Source organism: Brevibacterium sp. 2SA, from assembly GCF_005502845.1.
Classification (GTDB): Bacteria; Actinomycetota; Actinomycetes; order Actinomycetales; family Brevibacteriaceae; genus Brevibacterium.
In genome coordinates this window covers 1-15920 of sequence record NZ_SCMW01000004.1, presented here as the reverse complement: position 1 = coordinate 15920, position 15920 = coordinate 1, and the positions used below count along the sequence as shown (strand labels likewise).

Below are 15920 nucleotides of genomic sequence, written 5' to 3'. Positions count from 1 at the left end.
ATCGTGCGATGTCGATTGCGTGACCTTCGACCACTACTCGAATCACGTGTCTGTCGTTCTCCCCTACTCGCTCGTCACCGGTCGGCATGCGCGCTGAACTGGGATTTCACTACGCCCGTCAGCGGCTCGTCGACGGCGGCCGCTCACGCGGGAGCGTCATTGCGCAGTCGGGTGATCGCCTCGGCGACCTCGGACCGGGAGGTGATGTCGAGCTTGCGGTACAGCCGGTAGGTGTGACCTTCGACGGTCCGCACGGCGACCCCGAGCTCGTCGGCGATCTCGGCGTTCGTCAGGCCAGCGATGATGAGGCGCGAGATCTGCTGCTCGCGACTCGTCAGCTCGACGTCGCGCATGCGGTGGCGATGGGGCGGCGGGCTCTCCGCCCAGGACTCGGCGAGGGTGAGGCAGCGGTCGACGAGCGCGGGCAGCTGCGGCGACACCCGGTGGGCGAAGGCGACGAGTGCTTCGGCGTCCTCAGCGCACAGAGCCGCGCCGAGCTCGCCGAGGAGGCGCCCGTCGCGATCACCGCCGTCGAGGGACGCGGCCAGACGGCACATCGCCTCGGCGTCGTAGTCCCCGAAGTGGACGAAGATCTCGATCCGGGCACAGGCCGCCGCCGCGAGCGCCCCGCGCTCCTCGACGGCCCGCAGCGCCGCATCGAGCTCCTCGCGGTACCGCGACCGGCCGGTGAGCTTGGCGCGGACGACGAGCCGGAGGATCTGCGCGCGACGGGACTCGACGTAGGCGGCGCCCGGCGGCAGGTCGAGGTAGCGGGCGTCGAAGTCATCGGCGGCCTCGGCGTTGCCGACCATCATCGCGGCGTACTGGGCCTGGGCGAGGGCGAGCGCGGCGAACTCGTACTGCTGCCAGTACTCGATCGCCTCGGCGGCCGCGCGGGCGCGACGGAACGCCCGGTCCCAGCGTCCCGCCTCGGCGTGGAGCCTGGTGACGATGAGGTCGCGCGCCCCGCTGCCCGCCGCCCGGTACGCGAGGTCGGTGCTGCGGGGCACGGCGAGCACGGCGGCGGCAGCCTCCCTGTCCCCGCTCTGCAGGTGGGCCCACGCGCGCGCGAGGTCGAGGATGATCGTGCCCGACCCGATGCTCTCCGAGACGCCCTCGATCCGGTCGAGGAGGTCGCCGACGACGTTCCCGTGTCCGCGTTCGAGCTCCTTGGCGGCGACGACCATGGTGATCGCCACCCGCAGGGTCTCGGGGATGCCCTCGGCGCCGAGCCAGGTCAACACCGAACCGTCGTCGCCGGGCAGGCCCTCCCACGAGCTCTCGCTGACCCTCTCGAGGGTCGCGCGGGCGAGGTCGATGACGTCGATGGCGTCCTCGAGGCGCCCTGCGGCGGCGGCCTCGGCCTGGATCCGATCGAGGGCGGCGACGAAGTCGGCCCCCGACAGCGGCGGGGAGATGCGCTCGACGTCCCTGAGCACCCAGACGACGAAGGCTTCGACGACGAGGAACGGGTCGTCGGTCTTCCTGATCGCCTGGGCGAGGACGTCGCAGCCGACGGGGATGAGGTTGACGTCGCAGTAGAGGGTGCCGAGGTCGAAGAGCGCGGGGGCGTCCATGACCTCGGAGGGCACCTCGGCGAGGATCCGCAGCGCCCGCTGCCACTCCCCCATGCCGGCGGCGACCCGGGCCGCTTCGACGGAATCGGCGACCGAGACCTTCGCCCCGCAGCTGAGCGCCCAGTCCGCACGCAGCATCCGCGCCCGCTTCGACGGGGTGCCGGGGTGGGATTCGACGAGGGCGAACATCTGCCGGCTGCGCCCCACGGGGACCGTGTACCGCACGGTCTCCGTCGAATAGCTCTCGATGCACGTGTAGATCGGTCGCCCGCGACCGCCGAGGTCGAGGACACCGGCGGCGACGAGCGAGTCGGCGGCTTCCCCGAGTCCTGCGGCGAGCATGAGCTCGACCTCGATCTCACCGGCGAGGACGACGAGTTCGAGGGCTTCGCGCTGATCGTCGGTGTACCGGGCGAGATCGCTGCTGACGAGGTCGCGGGCCCGCTGGTCGTAGTCGATGTCGAGGCCGTCGAGCAGCCACACTCCCCGTTGGAGGACCAGGCGGCTGCGCCGACGGGCGTAGCGGAGCAGCTCGATGATGAGGCCCGGGACTCCCGAGGACTGGAAGGCGGCGACGTCGAGGGCCCCGTGGGAGACGATCCCGCCGAGGTGGTGCTCGAGCATCGCGGAGACGTCGTCGAGGGTGAGCGGTTCGAGGAGGATGTGGTGGACGACCCCGTCGGCGACGAGTTCGCCGAACGACCCGGTCCGGCCGTCGACGGTCGGGGTCATCGTCGCGACGACCCTGATCTCCCCGTCGCTGGCGAGCTGCCACAGCGCCGAGAGGCTGCTCTCGTCGAGGCAGTGGGCGTCGTCGGCGAAGACGACGGGAGTGCCCGGCCCCTCAGTCAGCGCCGCGACGACGCGGGCGAGGACCGTCTCGGGCTCGCCGTCGAGGTCGACGAGGAGCCCGAATGCCCCGAACGGCACCCCTTCGAGCACCCGGTCCCCGCGGATCCAGGTCTCCTGTCCGCCGCGGTCGGCGTGCACCCGCGCGGCCAGCCGGGACTTGCCCATTCCGTGCTCGCCCTGGATGACGACCCCGGAGACCTCAGTGCCGCGCAGGGCGGCGTCGATCTCGGCGAGTTCGCGGTCGCGCCCGAAGATCGCAGTGTCGACGGCGTCGCTCACGGATCATCCCCCCACGCGGCGACGACGTCGCGCAGCTCCCGGCGGTTCGCCACCTGCAGTCGGCGGTAGATGCGGGTGAGATGCCATTCGATCGTCCGGGCGGAGAGATGGTGGAGCTCGCCGAGGTCGTGGCTGCTGCGTCCGGCCATCACCCCGTCGACGAGCTTGCGCTCGAACTCGGTGAGCACGGCGTGGAGTTTGGGTCCCGGAGTGGAGAAGCGCACGGTGCGGGTGCTGTTGCCGATGAGGATGCGCGCCTCCCGCGCCGCCGTGCGGTCGCCGTCCTCGACGGCCCGCTTCTGCGCCCGCTTGGCCAGTTCGGCGCACGCGACGACGGATCCGAACTCGAGGGCGAGCCGGGCGGCGTCGAGGAGGGCGGAGGGATCGCTGCCGCCGATCCCCTCGGCCGTCGCCCGGGCGAGGTCGCCGATGCCGCCGTCGATGGTGTCGGCCACCTCGGCGAGCGCATGGGCCGCCGTCTCATGGCCGAGGCGGGCGGCCTCCATGAGCGCCCCGGCGGCCATCGTCGTCGCCCCGATCTCCGCGGCCTCGACCCCGAGGGCGTGCAGGCGGGCCGCCGCGGGGTCGGGGCGGGTGACGGCGAGAGCCTGAAGGTCGAAGAGCCGCGCCTCGAACTCCGACCACCACGAGTACTGGTCGGGCCGGGTCTCGGCGGAGGTGGAGTCGAGGAGGGCGTCGGGGTTCGACAGCCGGCCGAGCTGGGCGTCGACGTAGCGCTTGGCGGCGTGGCCGACCCGCGTGATGTCGATGAGGTCGGTCTCCTGGAAGTGGCTGAGCAGCGTGTGCAGGGTCGACTGCGCGCGGGCGGGGTGACCGGTGCGCGCGTCGACGAGGGCGCCGGCGAAGTCGATCATCCGGTCCCCGGTCCGCGCCTGCCGCACCGAGCGGCGGGCACCTGCCCAGTCCCCGGCGAGGTACCGGGCGACGAAGATCTGCGGGGCGGCGTCCTCGACCTCGTAGCTCGTCAGCCCGGCGAGGCCGAACATCAGCTCGGCCTGGTCGATGTAGCGCAGGCCGAGGTCGACCTGACCTCTCGTCACCTGCCCGATGCCGATGATCGCGCAGGCCCGCAGGCGATGTCGGGTCAGGCACGCGTGATCGCGGTAGACCGCCTCGGCGAGCCGCATCCCCTCGTCGAAACGACCGCCCCGCTGTTCGAACCGGGCCCGGGTGACGTCGAGGCGGCCGGTGTCGGCGGGACTCGTCAGCCTCTCCCGCGCCCACTGCACGACGAGGTCCTCCGGCGTCCTGGGGTCGGTGAGCCGGATGTCCATGCAGGCCAGGCGCGACAGATAGCTCGCGTCATCGGCGTCGGAGCCGGTGACGTCCTCCCCGCGCGTGCTCGCTCCGTCGGAGCTGCCGTCGGCGAGTCGGGCGACGAGACGGTCGAAGGTCCGGCGCCCCTCCTCGAGGTTGCCGCGCTCCTTGTCGGCGCGGACGAGTTCGAGGAGGATGCGGCTCGTCTCCCACCGGGAGGCGGTGATGAGGTCCGCGGCATCGGAATAGCGCCCCTCGGTGTTCGCGGCGCCGACCGCGGTGAACACCGTGTCCTCGGCCTGGCCGAAGCCGAGGCTGAGCCCCCAGCGCAGGTAGCCGAAGAGCGCGCGGCCGGTCAGGGCGGCGACCTCGACGACGGACTCGTAGACCTTGAAGAGACTGAGACTGTGGGCGGGCATGACATGGGCCTTGAGCGTCTCGGCGATGACGCGCTCCGACAGGCGCACCCCGGACCCGCGCCCGCGGTCCATCGTCACGAGTCCCTTGTCGGCGAGGTCGTCGATCTCCTCGGCCGAGCAGAGTTCGGCGAGGGCTTCGTAGGGGGCCGCGTCGACCATTGCGATGATCTCGAGGATCGGTCGCAGCTCGGTCGGGATGTTCCACAGGATGCGCTCATGCGCGCGCGTCTGGTCGAGGCCGAAGACGAGCTGGTTGACCAGCCGCGGATTGCCGCCGGTGTCCCGCAGCACCTCGGTGGTCGACCGGTCGATCGCCCCGGGCGATTCGAGGAGGGCGGCGATCGCTCCCTCGTCGAGGCCGTCGAGGTCGATGCGCACCATCGACCCTCCCAGCCACAGCGTCGCGATGAGATCGACGGGCGGGCGGATCGACTCGGCGCCGACGACGAGGCGGATGCGGTGGGCGTCGGCGAGCTGGCAGAGCACGGAGATCGACTCGACGTCGACGAGGTTGGCGTTGTCGAGCTGTACGATCGGCACCCCGGGGCTGCGGTCGACGACGCGGGCGACGACCGAGAGCGCGGCTCCGGGTCCGATGTCCCGGGTGACGCCCTCCTGGGACAGGAGGATCTCGAGGATGCCGAGCGCGCGGTCGCGCAGCAGATCGGATCCGCGCAGGCGGAAGATCGCGACATCCCGTTCGAGCTGTTCGAGAGCGCGATTCATCACGGTCGTCCGTCCGCTGCCGGCGGGGCCGATGATGAGGCACCCGCTGCGGTCGGGATCGGCCAGGGTCTGGCGAAGTGCGGAGACTTCGTCGGCGTACCCGAATGCACGGCCCTGGGGTGAGGGGACGGTTACCGACATTCGCGCTTCTTTCGATGTCACCGATCCACTGGTCCGACGAGGTCTCGCTCGCCCGACGCAGCTCTCGGCCGGGTACCTCGCGATCGACTCGGCATCGGCGGCATGGGTGGCCGTGATTCCAGGTCAGGTGTCTGCGGTGGGGTGGACCGTCGACGACCGCGAAGCTGGGGATGTGGGGACACAATAACCGCATATGCCATGGCACGCAATGAGCTTCCCGCATCCCGGGCATCGGGGCGGGCTGCTCCACTTGTGAGTGACCTCACGCGACCGTACTATGGGAGCTAACTTACTGAACGATCTATCAGGAGCTTTCATGGACACCCTTCTGAGCGCAGAAGAGCGCGAGTTCGCGCAGCAGATGCGTCAGTTCTACCGCACGGAGATCCCTGAGGAGCTGCGCTTCAAGGTCGCCACCGGGCAGGAGCTGACCAAGGACGACATGGTCACCTCGCAGCGCATCCTCAACGCCAACGGCTATGCGGTGCCCCACTGGCCCGTCGAGTGGGGCGGCCAGGACTGGACCCCCGTGCAGCGTCACATCTGGCTCGAGGAGATGCAGCTGGCGAGCGTTCCCGCGCCCCTGCCGTTCAACGTCTCGATGGTCGGTCCGGTCATCGCGACCTTCGGGTCGCAGGAGCTGGGGCAGCGCTTCCTCCCGGCCACGGCGAACCTCGACATCTGGTGGTCGCAGGGCTTCTCCGAGCCCAACGCCGGATCCGACCTCGCCTCCCTCACCACCTCGGCGGTGAGATCGGGTGACAAGTACATCGTCAACGGTCAGAAGACGTGGACGACCCTGGGCCAGTACGGTGACTGGATCTTCATGCTCGTGCGCACCGACCCCGAGGTCAAGAAGCAGGCGGGCATCTCGTTCCTCCTCATCGACATGAAGTCCCCCGGCGTGACCGTGCGCCCGATCCAGCTCATCGACGGCGGACACGAGGTCAACGAGGTCTTCTTCGACAACGTCGAGGTGCCCGTGGAGAACCTCGTCGGCGAGGAGAACAAGGGCTGGACGTACGCGAAGTTCCTCCTCGGCAACGAGCGCACCGGCATCGCGCGCATCGGCGCCTCGAAGGTCAATCTCGCCCGCGCCAAGGCCTACGCCGCGGTGACGAAGACGGCGACCGGCACGCTGCTCGACGATCCCCTGTTCTCGGCGCGCCTGACGCGGCTGGAGGCCGAGCTCACGGCCCTCGAGATGACGCAGCTGCGCATCCTGTCGACGCAGGCCGCAGGTTCCGAGAAGCCGGATCCGCGCTCCTCGGTCCTCAAGCTCAAGGGCTCGCAGCTCCAGGAGGACATCAGTGAGATCCTCGTCGATGTGCTCGGTCCGCAGGGCCTCGACTTCGTCACCGACCGCGTCCAGGGTGAGGGTCTGACCGACCTGCCGCTCGGCGCCGTCGACGCGCTGCCCGCCTACTTCAACACCCGCAAGGTCACCATCTACGGCGGTTCGTCCGAGGTGCAGCGGGGAATCATCTCGAAGGCCCTGCTCGGTCTCTGACTCGGTCACTGAAAGGTACGAACACCGATGGATCTTGAACTCAACGACATTCAGCAGGAACTCGCCAGCACGCTGGGGAAGTATCTGCGCACCGAGTACGACACGGCCGCCCGCGATGCCATCCTCGCCAGCGACGAGGGCATCTCGCGTGAGAAGTGGCAGCAGTTCGCGGAGATGGGCCTGACCGGTCTGACGATCCCCGAAGGCTACGGCGGAGCGGAGATGACCTTCGCCGAGGTGGCTGTCGTCCTCGAGGCGTTCGGCCGCTCTCTCGTGCTCGAGCCCTTCGTCGCCACTGCCGTCCTCGGCGCGAACGCCGTGCTCCTTGCCGGCAGCGAGGAGCAGAAGCAGGCGATCCTGCCCGGCGTCGCCGAAGGGCAGACCTTCCTCGCCGTCGCCGCCCTCGAACCGGGTCAGCGCTATGCCCTGGCGCAGCCGTCGACGACGGCGACAGCGGCCGGAGACGGCGTCACCCTCTCGGGTGAGAAGAACGGTGTGCTCGGCGGCGACGTCGCCGACCACTTCATCGTCACCGCCGTCGAGAACGGAGAGCTCGGGCTCTTCCTCGTCGCCGCCGACGCCGCGGGTCTCACGCGGGTCGCCCACCGCCAGGCCGATGGCCTCGGCAGTGCGAGCCTGCGCTTCGCCGACACTCCGGCACAGCGCCTCAACGCGGCCGATGCCCGCGCCGTGCTCGATGAGGTCGTCGACCTCGGCAACGCTGCGATCATGGCTGAGGCCGTCGGCGCGATGGAGGCCTCGCTGACGATGACCGCCGAATACCTCAAGACGCGTGAGCAGTTCGGGGCGCCGATCGGCGCGAACCAGGCCCTTCAGCACCGGGCCGCCGACCTCTACGCGGATCTCGAGTACGCCCGCAGCATGGCGCTCTTCGCTCGCCTCGCGGTCACCGCCGAGGGCGAGGGCGCGGAGAAGGATCGGCACCGCGACGTCATCGCGGCGAAGATCGTCGTCGATTCGACCTCGCGGCACGTCGCGCAGGAGTCGATCCAGATGCACGGCGGCATCGGCATGACGATGGAGTACCCGATCGGGCACTACGCGAAGCGCCTCACGGTGATCTCGCGGACGTTCGACGACGCGGATTCGCTCACGGCGGAGCTCGCGCAGATCGGCGGACTCATCGAACCGCACGCCGCAGACCTGTCCTGACCGGGCGGGTCGGTAAGGGCTGGGCTGGGCTGGTCCGAGCTGGGCTGGTCCGAGCTGGACTGGTCCTTGCCGGGCTGGTCGGTCCGGTACGGGGCTGGTCAGTCCGGTCGTCCGGGCCGGCAGGCGCAGGTTCGGCCGCATGAGGCGCCGGGAGACCATCAGAGTCTCCCGGCGCCGTTGCGTATCCGGGCTTGGGCTGAGACTGGGCGACCGCGTGGGTCTCTGCCTCGTCGTGGGTCCCGGCCTCGTCGCGTATTCGAGCTTGGGCTGAACGATGAGTCGGCTGCCTGCCCGGGCCGGGTCCGAGCGGCGGAACTGCCGGCCTGACCTGCGGGCGGGAGCCGCACCCCGATCGCAGTACGGTATCCGGCTGTGACGATTCCGCGCCGCCTCCGAGGTGCTGTGACGATTCCGCGCCGCCTCCGAGGTGCTGTGACGATTTTGCGCCGCCTCCGAGGTGATTGTGCGCCGCGCCCATGGCGAATCCGGCGCCGATTCCACCCTCAATCTTCCGCACAATTCGGGCGGTCGCCCTCAACCTTCCGCACAATGGCGAGGAGGGGCAGGCACTCGTCATGCGCCGCCGGCAGAACCCCTACCCGACGGGCTGGTCGAAGACGTGGCGGCGCACCCACGCGTGCATCGTGATCGCTGCCGCCGCCGCGGCATTCATCGACCGCGTCGAGCCGTACTGCGCGATCGAGAGCACCGCCGAGCTCGCCCGATGCGCCTCCTCGCTCAGCCCCGGCCCCTCCTGACCGAAGAGGAGGAGGCAGCGCTGCGGCAGGTCGTAGGTCTCCAGCGGCACCGAGTCCGGGAAGTTGTCGACCCCGATGAGCGGCACGTCGTTGTCCGTGCACCACTGCAGCAGGTCGTCGACGCTGGGATGGTGGATGACGTGCTGGTACCTGTCGGTGACCATCGCTCCGCGCCGATTCCAGCGCCGGCGCCCGACGATGTGGACGGCGGCGGCGTTGAAGGCGTTCGCCGTGCGCACGACCGACCCGATGTTGAGGTCGTGCTGCCAGTTCTCGACGCCGACGTGGAATCCGTGCCGCACCGTGTCGAGGTCGGCGACGATCGCGTCGTGCCTCCAGTAGCGGTACTTGTCGACGACGTTGCGCCGATCACCCTCGGAGAGCAGCTCCGGATCGTAGTGCTCGCCGACAGGCCAGGGGCCGGTCCACGGACCGACCCCCACCTGCTGTGCTTCGTGACCGTCGGTCACTTCGCGTCGTCGCTGTCGGCATCCTTCGCGGAGTCCCGGGCGCCTGCGGCCCTGGTTCCCTTCGTCGAGGCGGTTCCCTTCGTCGAGGTGGTTCCCTTCGACGTGGCGGTGGACTTCGCAGACGCGGTCCCCTTCGCCGAGGTGGTGGCCGTGACGGTCTCGGACTCCTCGACCGTCACCTCGTCGGACGCGTCCGCGTCGTCCGTGTCCTTCGTCGCCGACGCCGATCCCTTCGCGTCCGCGTCGTCCGAATCCTTCGCATCCGACGTCTTCGAGCCGGAGCCCTTCGCGTCCGAATCCTTCGCGTCCGAGTCCTTCGCGTCCGCGCCCTTCGCATCGGCGTCCTTGGCCGCAGCGACCTTCTTGGCCCGCTTGCTCATCTTCACGGTCTTGCCGCCGCGTCCGCCGCCGGCGAGCACCGACCGGACGTAGGCACCACCGGCGAGCGCGTGGATGATGAAGGCGAGCACCGCGGCGATGGCGGCGGCCACGAGGCCCTCCCACCATGCCGGCTGGGCGGCGAAGTAGCGGTCGGCGATGCCGATCGGCGAGGTGAACGGAGCCCAGCCGAGGACCCGGCCGACCGTTCCCGAGGCGCCGACGATGACCGGGGCCATCGCACCGCCGACGGTGAGCACGCCGATGATCGCGACCATCGTCTTGCGCGCCTTGTCACCGGTGATCGTCGAGGCCCACACGAGGAGGGCGAAGATCGTCCAGGCTGTGAAGAACAGGGTGAGCGCGAACCAGCCGAGCCCCGGCAGCATCGCAAACGCGAGCGAGGTCTGACCCGAGATCGAGAGACCGAGCTCGAGGACGACGGCAGCCACGAGAAGGTGGATGACGACGAGCGTGAGCATGCCCGTCACCCGCCCCGAGGCGGCGGCGCGCGGCGGAATCGTCGCGGCGATGATCTCCGTGATCCGGTTGCGCTTCTCGAGCCGGAGGTTCTGGTAGAGCGCGGTGCCGAGCGTGGCGATGACGAGGAGCGAGAACACGACCATGCCCCACAGCAGCGGGACCGCGACGTCCTCGGGCACGGCCGGGGTCTGCAGCAGCGTCGCCTCGGTCTGCGGGGCGAGCCGCTCGAGGAGAGCCGTGGGCTGCTTGTCGAGGGCGATGATCGTCGGCTGCGACTGGCCCGAGGGGTCCTGGATGAACGCGGCGTCGACGGTGCCGTCCCGGACGAGCTGCTCAGCCGCCTGCGCATCGGGGGCGTCGGTGATCGAGACGCCGAGCTGCTGCTCGTACATCGCGGCCTGCTCGCCGACTCCGACCATCGCCATGCTCGGGGTGCCCGAGCTCGCCTGTGCGTCGCGGACGATCCCGCTGACGATCACGGCGACGATGCCGAGGACGACGACGGCGACGGTGACGAGGAAGAACGGACTGCGCATCGTCGTCGAACTCTCCCGGTTCGACACGAGCCACGAGGCCTGGCGCCTGCCGACGTCGACGAACTCCGAGACGAGTCCCGTCTCGGGCAGATCCTCGGGGTCGGGGGTGTCCTCGGCGAGTTCGTAGGGAACCTCGTCGAGACCGAGCGTCGAATCCGCGGAATCCTCGCCGAGGCGGTCGTCGGCATCCACCGAAGCGGCTTTCCCGGCAGCGGCTTTCCCGTCACCGGCCTTCCCGCTGGCAGGCTTTCCGGCGGCGGTCTTCCCGGCCGCGGTCTTCCCTGCACCGGCCTTCCCAGCACCCGACTTCCCGGACGCCGAGACGCCGGTCACTCCGCCGAGGTCGTCGAGGCTCGTCGGGGCCGTGCCCTTCGAGGTCGTCGTCTTCTTCGCGTCGTCGGGCGTCTGATCGTCCCGCGCGTCGTCCTTGCGTGCCATCACAAAGTCTCCTTGAACTGCTCGGCCAACGTCGGGCGCACCCGCTCGAAGCGCTCCACCTTGCGCAGCGTCGCCACCGACGCGGCAGCGGAGCCGGGATCGTCGCTGCGGAAGCGGATGACGGTGTCGATGACCTCGATCTCCGTGATGCCCGCGCGTCCCCGCAGCGACGTCGCGGCCGCCTCGGCGTCGGCGAGGGCGACCTCGTAGCGATGCTCGCCGAGGAGGTCGTCGACACTGCCGGCGGCGGTGACCTTGCCCTGGCTGAGCACGACGATGTCGTCGGCGAACTTCTCCGCGGCCTCCCAGTCGTCGGTGGCGAGGATGACGGGCACGCCCGAGGCGGCATGGGCCCGCAGCAGGGACATGACGAGTTCGGTCGACTTCGTGTCGAGGCCGTTGAAGGCGTCGTCGATGACGACGACGTCGGGGTCGGCGGCCAGGGTCGCTGCGATGTCGACGCGGGCGATCTCGGCGCCGCTGAGGTTCTTCAGCGGGGCGTAGCCGCGGTCGGCGAGTTCGAGCCGGCCGAGCAGGGTCAGGGCATTGCGCTCGGCAGCGCCGAGGGTGATGCCGTGGAGGCGCGCGAGGTAGACGATCTGATCGATGACGCGCATGTTCGGGTAGCCGCCGCGCTCACCGGGCAGGTAGCCGAAGTTCTGCCGGTCGCCGAAGTCGAGTTCGTAGCCCTCGAGTTCGACGGTGCCCTCATCAGCGGTGATGAGGCCCATGATGACGCGCACGAGTTCGGTGCGGCCTGCCGATCGGGTTCCGACGATGGCGGTGATCCGACCCGGCTCGGCGGTGAAGCTCACCTCATCCAGATATGTCCGCTTCCCCTTGCGCAGGGAAATCCCTTTCAGTGTGAGCACACGCGATCCTTACGTTGTCCAACGGGCGCCGTTTGCAGCCACGGCCCTTGAGAGTTTCTCATCTATCGTGGTGAATCGCGCAGGGCGATTCAAACCAGGTCCGGGATTTCAACGGAATTGACAGTCGAGTCCCAGCTGGTGGTCGCGAGCTCAGTCGAGCCCGAGGTCCTTCGTCGTCAGCGCCGTGAGATAGGGGATCCCGGTGGCTTCGACCTTCTCCTTCGCCCCCGTGTCACGATCCATGACGACGGCCACGGCGACCACCTCGGCGCCGGCCTCCTTCAGCGCCTCGACGGCGGTGAGCACGGAACCGCCCGTTGTCGAGGTGTCCTCGACGGCGATGACGCGCTTGCCGGCGACATCGGGACCCTCGACGCGACGGGACATCCCGTGCTTCTTCGCCTCCTTGCGGACGACGAACGAGTCGACGGGGGTGCCGCGGACGACGGAGCGGTGCATGACGGCAGTGCCGACGGGATCGGCACCCATCGTCAGTCCGCCCACGGCGTCGATGGAGTCGAGCAGGCCCTCGGCCTCGAGGAGGTCGAGGACGACGTCGCCGATGAGCGGGGCCGAGCGGTGGTCGAGGGTGACCCGGCGCAGATCGAGGTAGTAGTCGGCCTCGCGGCCCGAGGAGAGGGTGACCCGACCGCGGACGACGGCGAGTTCGTCGATGAGGTCGAGGAGTTGGCGGCGGGAGTCAGCGCTGTCGGTCATGCCCTCAGTCTAGGCGGTGATGGCACGCTGAGCCGCCTCGGTGGCACCCTCCGCCGCGGTCAGGCTTCACCGAGGTTGTGGCAGGGCCGCTCAGCTCGCCGCGCCCCGGCTGATGACGCGGAGGTCGATCTCGACCGGTTCTCCGACCTCACGGTCGACGGCGGCGAAGATGTCGTCGACGACGGCGGCCACGGACCGTGAGTCGTCGAAGTGGGCGTCGATGCGCACCCGATACCCGTCGTCGGACTGGGTGAGGTCGATGCCCGTCGGTTCACCGCCGGCGCGCCGCAGCACCTTCGCCGTCGCGCTGACGACGAGGTCCTTCATGCCCGGGGCGAGCGAGGCGACGCCGGGGATGTGGGAGACCGAGCGTGAGAGCTCCTGCGCGGTGTGGGTGAGCGGGCTGACCACCTGCACGGATTCGTCTGCCGAGACACTGTCGACAGCCGCGTCCCCGGTCAGGGCAGTGTCCCCGTCGGCGGATCCGTCGCCGGCACTGGTCCCGTGGCTGCCGGTCGCGCGGCCCGTGCCGCTCGGCGTCGGCGCGGCCTTCTTCTCGCGCCCCGAGTCGGCGGCCCCTGACCTCGCCGCACCGTCGGTCGACTTCTCCGCGGCACCGGTCGCAGCCGCGGCACCGTTCGCAACCGCACCGTCGGTCGACTGCGCCGCACCGCCGGTCGACTTCGCCGCAGCACCGCCCGACTTCGCCGCGGCACCGGTCGCAGCCGACGAGTGTGCGACCGGCAGCGGGGCTGAGGGCTGATCGTCGTGGACGAGTTCGGGTTCGAGGACCGACTCGTGGCTGACCTCGAGCGGCGTGGGGGTCTCGGCTTCGGTCTCGCGCTTGTTCTCGGGCGACATGGGCTCATTCGACATAGGCATCCTCGACTTCGATATCGATCCGGGAAGCGGGCACCCCGAGCTCGCGCACGAGCGCCTCGGAGACCGCAGTCCTGATCTCGTCTGCTGATGTGACGACATGGGTGTCCGCGCGCATCGTCACGGTCAGCGCCACTTCGGCGGCGCTGCCGTAGGGCTCTCCGGCGGACACGATCCTCACACTGCGGGCGCGGATGCCGTCGACCGTGTCGACGGCGTCGCGGACGATCGCGCGCACAGCCGTCGACGCGATCGAGTACTCATGCCCCTCGTCGGTGCGCAGCTTCGTCGACGGCCCCCGGTAGAGGTCGTTGCGGACGAGGTGGAGGATGCGCTCGCGGATGCCCGCGGTCTGTTCGGGGTCGGGAACGAAGTGACCCATGTAATCGTCGATGACGTCGCGCAGCTGCGCGTCGAGGTCAGGTGCGGCGCGCTCACCATCGGCGCGCCGGCGATCATCACTCATGTCCATCCCTTCATCCCTTCGACGATGGCGGCCCGGGCGCGGTGGATGCGACCGCGCACGCTGCCTTCCGTGATGCCCAAGGTGTCAGCGACCTCAGCGTAGCTCAGGCCCTCCATCTGGCAGAGCACCCACGTCACCCGCTGCTCCGACGACAGCGTCGAGAACACCTGGGCGAACCGCTCGAGCGCACTGCGGGCCTCGACGCGCTTCTCGACCGAGGCGCGATCGTCGGCGTGCGCGCCGAAGTCCTCGGGGTCGAACGGGTCGGAGGGGCGACTGACGCGCTTGCGGAGGACATCGGTGCACCGGTTCGAGGCCATGCGGTAGAGCCAGGTCCCGAAGGCTTCGGGCGAGGCGAGTGCGTTGAGCGACTTCCAGGCCTGGACGAACGTGTCCTGCACGACGTCCTCGGCGTCCTGCCGGTCACCGAGGGTGCGCATGCAGAACCGCAGCAGCTTCGTCTCGTACCGATCGACGAGGGAGGCGAAGGCATCGACATCGCCTTCACGCGCCCGCACGACGAGTGTCACGATGTCCAATCGATCATCTCCTCTTGCCATGCTCCTGATGATAGGTGAGAGGAGCCGATGGGAACACTCCTTGTCGGTTAGTTGCCGCGATGTTCACCAGATCGAGACTTTTCGGTCCGCGTCGCCGCACCCCCGAGCATCCCGACGACCCACCTCCCGCCGGTCGGCGGAGAAACCCAGCGAAAGAAATTTCAACAACCTGCGTGAGGATCTCCGCGAAGCCCCGTCTGTACCTGTGTCAGCACATCCGACACGAAAGGGAATGAACGATCATGCCTGCCAACACCGATTCCTCCACTTCCTCCACCACCTCGGCGTCGACTGCGAACGCTGGCCAGGACATCAACAGCCCCCTCGTCACCGACAAGGGCAACACGACGATCGCTGAGAACGTCGTCGCCAAGCTTGCCGGCATCGCGGCTCGCGAGGTCCCCGGCGTCTTCGGCATGGGCAACGCCGCACGCCGCGCCTTCGACACCCTCACCGATCGGATCCCCGGCTCGCAGACCAACGTCTCCGGCGGAGTCTCCGTCGAGAAGGGCGAGAAGCAGACCGCGATCGACCTGACGATCGTCGTCGAGTACGGCACGTCGATCGTCGATGTCGCCGAGGCGATCCGTCGCAACGTCATCCGCGCCGTCGAACAGGGCACCGGACTCCAGGTCGTCGAGGTCAACATCGACGTCACCGACGTCCACCTCCCCGACGACGACAACGATGACGATCAGAAGAAGAGCGACAGCACCAACGAACTCTCCTGACACATCCATTCGTCGCTGATGCCCCGGGGCGCGGCCCCACCCGGCACTCGCCCCGGGGACATCACGACCGCAGCGGAAGGACTGCCATGTCGAAAACACTCATCGGACTGCTTGTCGGACTCACCCTCGGCATCGTCGCGTACTTCGGAGGATTCGTCGCATTCCTCGTCGTCGCGATCTGCGGCGGACTCGGTCTCACGATCGGCTTGGTCCTCGACGGCCGACTCGACCTCGGAGCCCTGAGCTCACGTTCGACGACGCGGAGGTGATCGCTGTGGCTGCATCACGCGGTAGCCTCACGATCGCCGACCGAGTCATCGAGAAGACCGCCTCGGAGATCCTCAAGGGCCTCCCCGGGGTCGGCGGCTCGACGTCGGGCTTCCTCGGCATCGGCGGGAACTCGAGTCTCGACACCCGACCGAGCGTCGACGTCACGCTCTCAGGCCGTAGCTGCACCCTCGATGTGAAGCTCGGACTGGCCTACCCGCTGCCGATCTCCGCGACCACCGAAACCGTTCGGCAGCAGCTGAGCACCGAGGTGGAATCGCTCACGGGCGTGACCGTCCGGCAGGTCGACATCGACGTGACCTGGCTCAAGCCCGAATCGGCGAGCCATTCCAGCGAAGTGAGGAGTCTGGCATGAGCGCTCATCTCCTGCGCGCCCGTCCCGCACGGGT

14 protein-coding genes are annotated in these 15920 nt (G+C 69.3%); 5 read left to right on the top strand and 9 right to left on the bottom strand.

What is annotated here, in order from left to right; translation table 11 throughout:
* Positions 1-143 precede the first annotated feature (143 nt).
* Both FFS20_RS02805 and FFS20_RS02800 read right to left on the bottom strand, forming a co-directional pair.
* On the bottom strand, positions 144-2708 hold the full coding sequence (locus FFS20_RS02805; protein ID WP_137824431.1) for a LuxR C-terminal-related transcriptional regulator: 2565 nt from the start codon (positions 2706-2708) through the stop codon (positions 144-146).
* A complete protein-coding gene (locus FFS20_RS02800) occupies positions 2705-5272 on the bottom strand; it encodes a LuxR C-terminal-related transcriptional regulator (RefSeq protein ID WP_137824430.1) in 2568 nt (855 codons plus the stop codon). Before FFS20_RS02800 ends, FFS20_RS02805 begins: the two co-directional genes overlap by 4 nt.
* A gap of 316 nt (positions 5273-5588) precedes the next feature.
* On the opposite strand from FFS20_RS02800, the gene FFS20_RS02795 reads away from it, so the two are divergent.
* Both FFS20_RS02795 and FFS20_RS02790 read left to right on the top strand, forming a co-directional pair.
* Entirely contained in the window at positions 5589-6782 is a 1194-nt protein-coding gene (locus FFS20_RS02795; RefSeq protein WP_137824429.1) for an acyl-CoA dehydrogenase family protein, read from the top strand.
* Positions 6783-6809: 27 nt separating this feature from the next.
* Entirely contained in the window at positions 6810-7955 is a 1146-nt protein-coding gene (locus tag FFS20_RS02790; protein WP_137824428.1) for an acyl-CoA dehydrogenase family protein, read from the top strand.
* A 595-nt stretch (positions 7956-8550) separates the two neighbouring features.
* On the opposite strand, the gene FFS20_RS02785 is transcribed toward FFS20_RS02790, so the two are convergent.
* From FFS20_RS02785 to FFS20_RS02755, 7 genes are all read right to left on the bottom strand, one after another.
* Positions 8551-9183, bottom strand: coding sequence for a TrmH family RNA methyltransferase (locus tag FFS20_RS02785; RefSeq protein ID WP_137824427.1), 633 nt, complete (start codon positions 9181-9183; stop codon positions 8551-8553).
* The gene (locus FFS20_RS02780) at positions 9180-11018 is read right to left on the bottom strand and encodes a sodium ABC transporter permease (protein ID WP_137824426.1); all 1839 of its coding nucleotides are present in this window, start codon (positions 11016-11018) and stop codon (positions 9180-9182) included. The genes FFS20_RS02785 and FFS20_RS02780 overlap by 4 nt, the downstream gene beginning before the upstream one ends.
* The gene (locus tag FFS20_RS02775; protein WP_137824425.1) at positions 11018-11890 is read right to left on the bottom strand and encodes an ATP-binding cassette domain-containing protein; all 873 of its coding nucleotides are present in this window, start codon (positions 11888-11890) and stop codon (positions 11018-11020) included. The genes FFS20_RS02780 and FFS20_RS02775 overlap by 1 nt, the downstream gene beginning before the upstream one ends.
* 150 nt (positions 11891-12040) lie before the next feature.
* Positions 12041-12607, bottom strand: a complete 567-nt coding sequence (gene pyrE, locus FFS20_RS02770; protein WP_137824424.1) for an orotate phosphoribosyltransferase — start codon at positions 12605-12607, stop codon at positions 12041-12043.
* Positions 12608-12697: 90 nt separating this feature from the next.
* Complete coding sequence (locus FFS20_RS02765; RefSeq protein WP_137824423.1) at positions 12698-13468, bottom strand: hypothetical protein; 771 nt, start codon at positions 13466-13468, stop codon at positions 12698-12700.
* A gap of 4 nt (positions 13469-13472) precedes the next feature.
* Positions 13473-13952: an alkaline shock response membrane anchor protein AmaP gene (locus tag FFS20_RS02760; protein WP_249356485.1), complete on the bottom strand. Its 480-nt coding sequence runs from the start codon at positions 13950-13952 to the stop codon at positions 13473-13475.
* Positions 13949-14482 (bottom strand): RNA polymerase sigma factor, encoded by a 534-nt coding sequence (locus tag FFS20_RS02755; RefSeq protein ID WP_232623872.1) that lies wholly within the window; start codon positions 14480-14482, stop codon positions 13949-13951. The genes FFS20_RS02760 and FFS20_RS02755 overlap by 4 nt, the downstream gene beginning before the upstream one ends.
* Positions 14483-14754: 272 nt before the next feature.
* Between FFS20_RS02755 and FFS20_RS02750 the strand changes: the two genes are divergently transcribed.
* The 3 genes from FFS20_RS02750 (at position 14755) to FFS20_RS02740 (ending at position 15886) form a co-directional block, all read left to right on the top strand.
* Positions 14755-15243, top strand: coding sequence for an Asp23/Gls24 family envelope stress response protein (locus tag FFS20_RS02750; RefSeq protein ID WP_137824420.1), 489 nt, complete (start codon positions 14755-14757; stop codon positions 15241-15243).
* Between the two features lie 86 nt (positions 15244-15329).
* The gene (locus tag FFS20_RS02745; RefSeq protein ID WP_137824419.1) at positions 15330-15512 is read left to right on the top strand and encodes a hypothetical protein; all 183 of its coding nucleotides are present in this window, start codon (positions 15330-15332) and stop codon (positions 15510-15512) included.
* Positions 15513-15517: 5 nt separating this feature from the next.
* A complete protein-coding gene (locus tag FFS20_RS02740; RefSeq protein ID WP_249356482.1) occupies positions 15518-15886 on the top strand; it encodes an Asp23/Gls24 family envelope stress response protein in 369 nt (122 codons plus the stop codon).
* Positions 15887-15920: the final 34 nt, after the last annotated feature.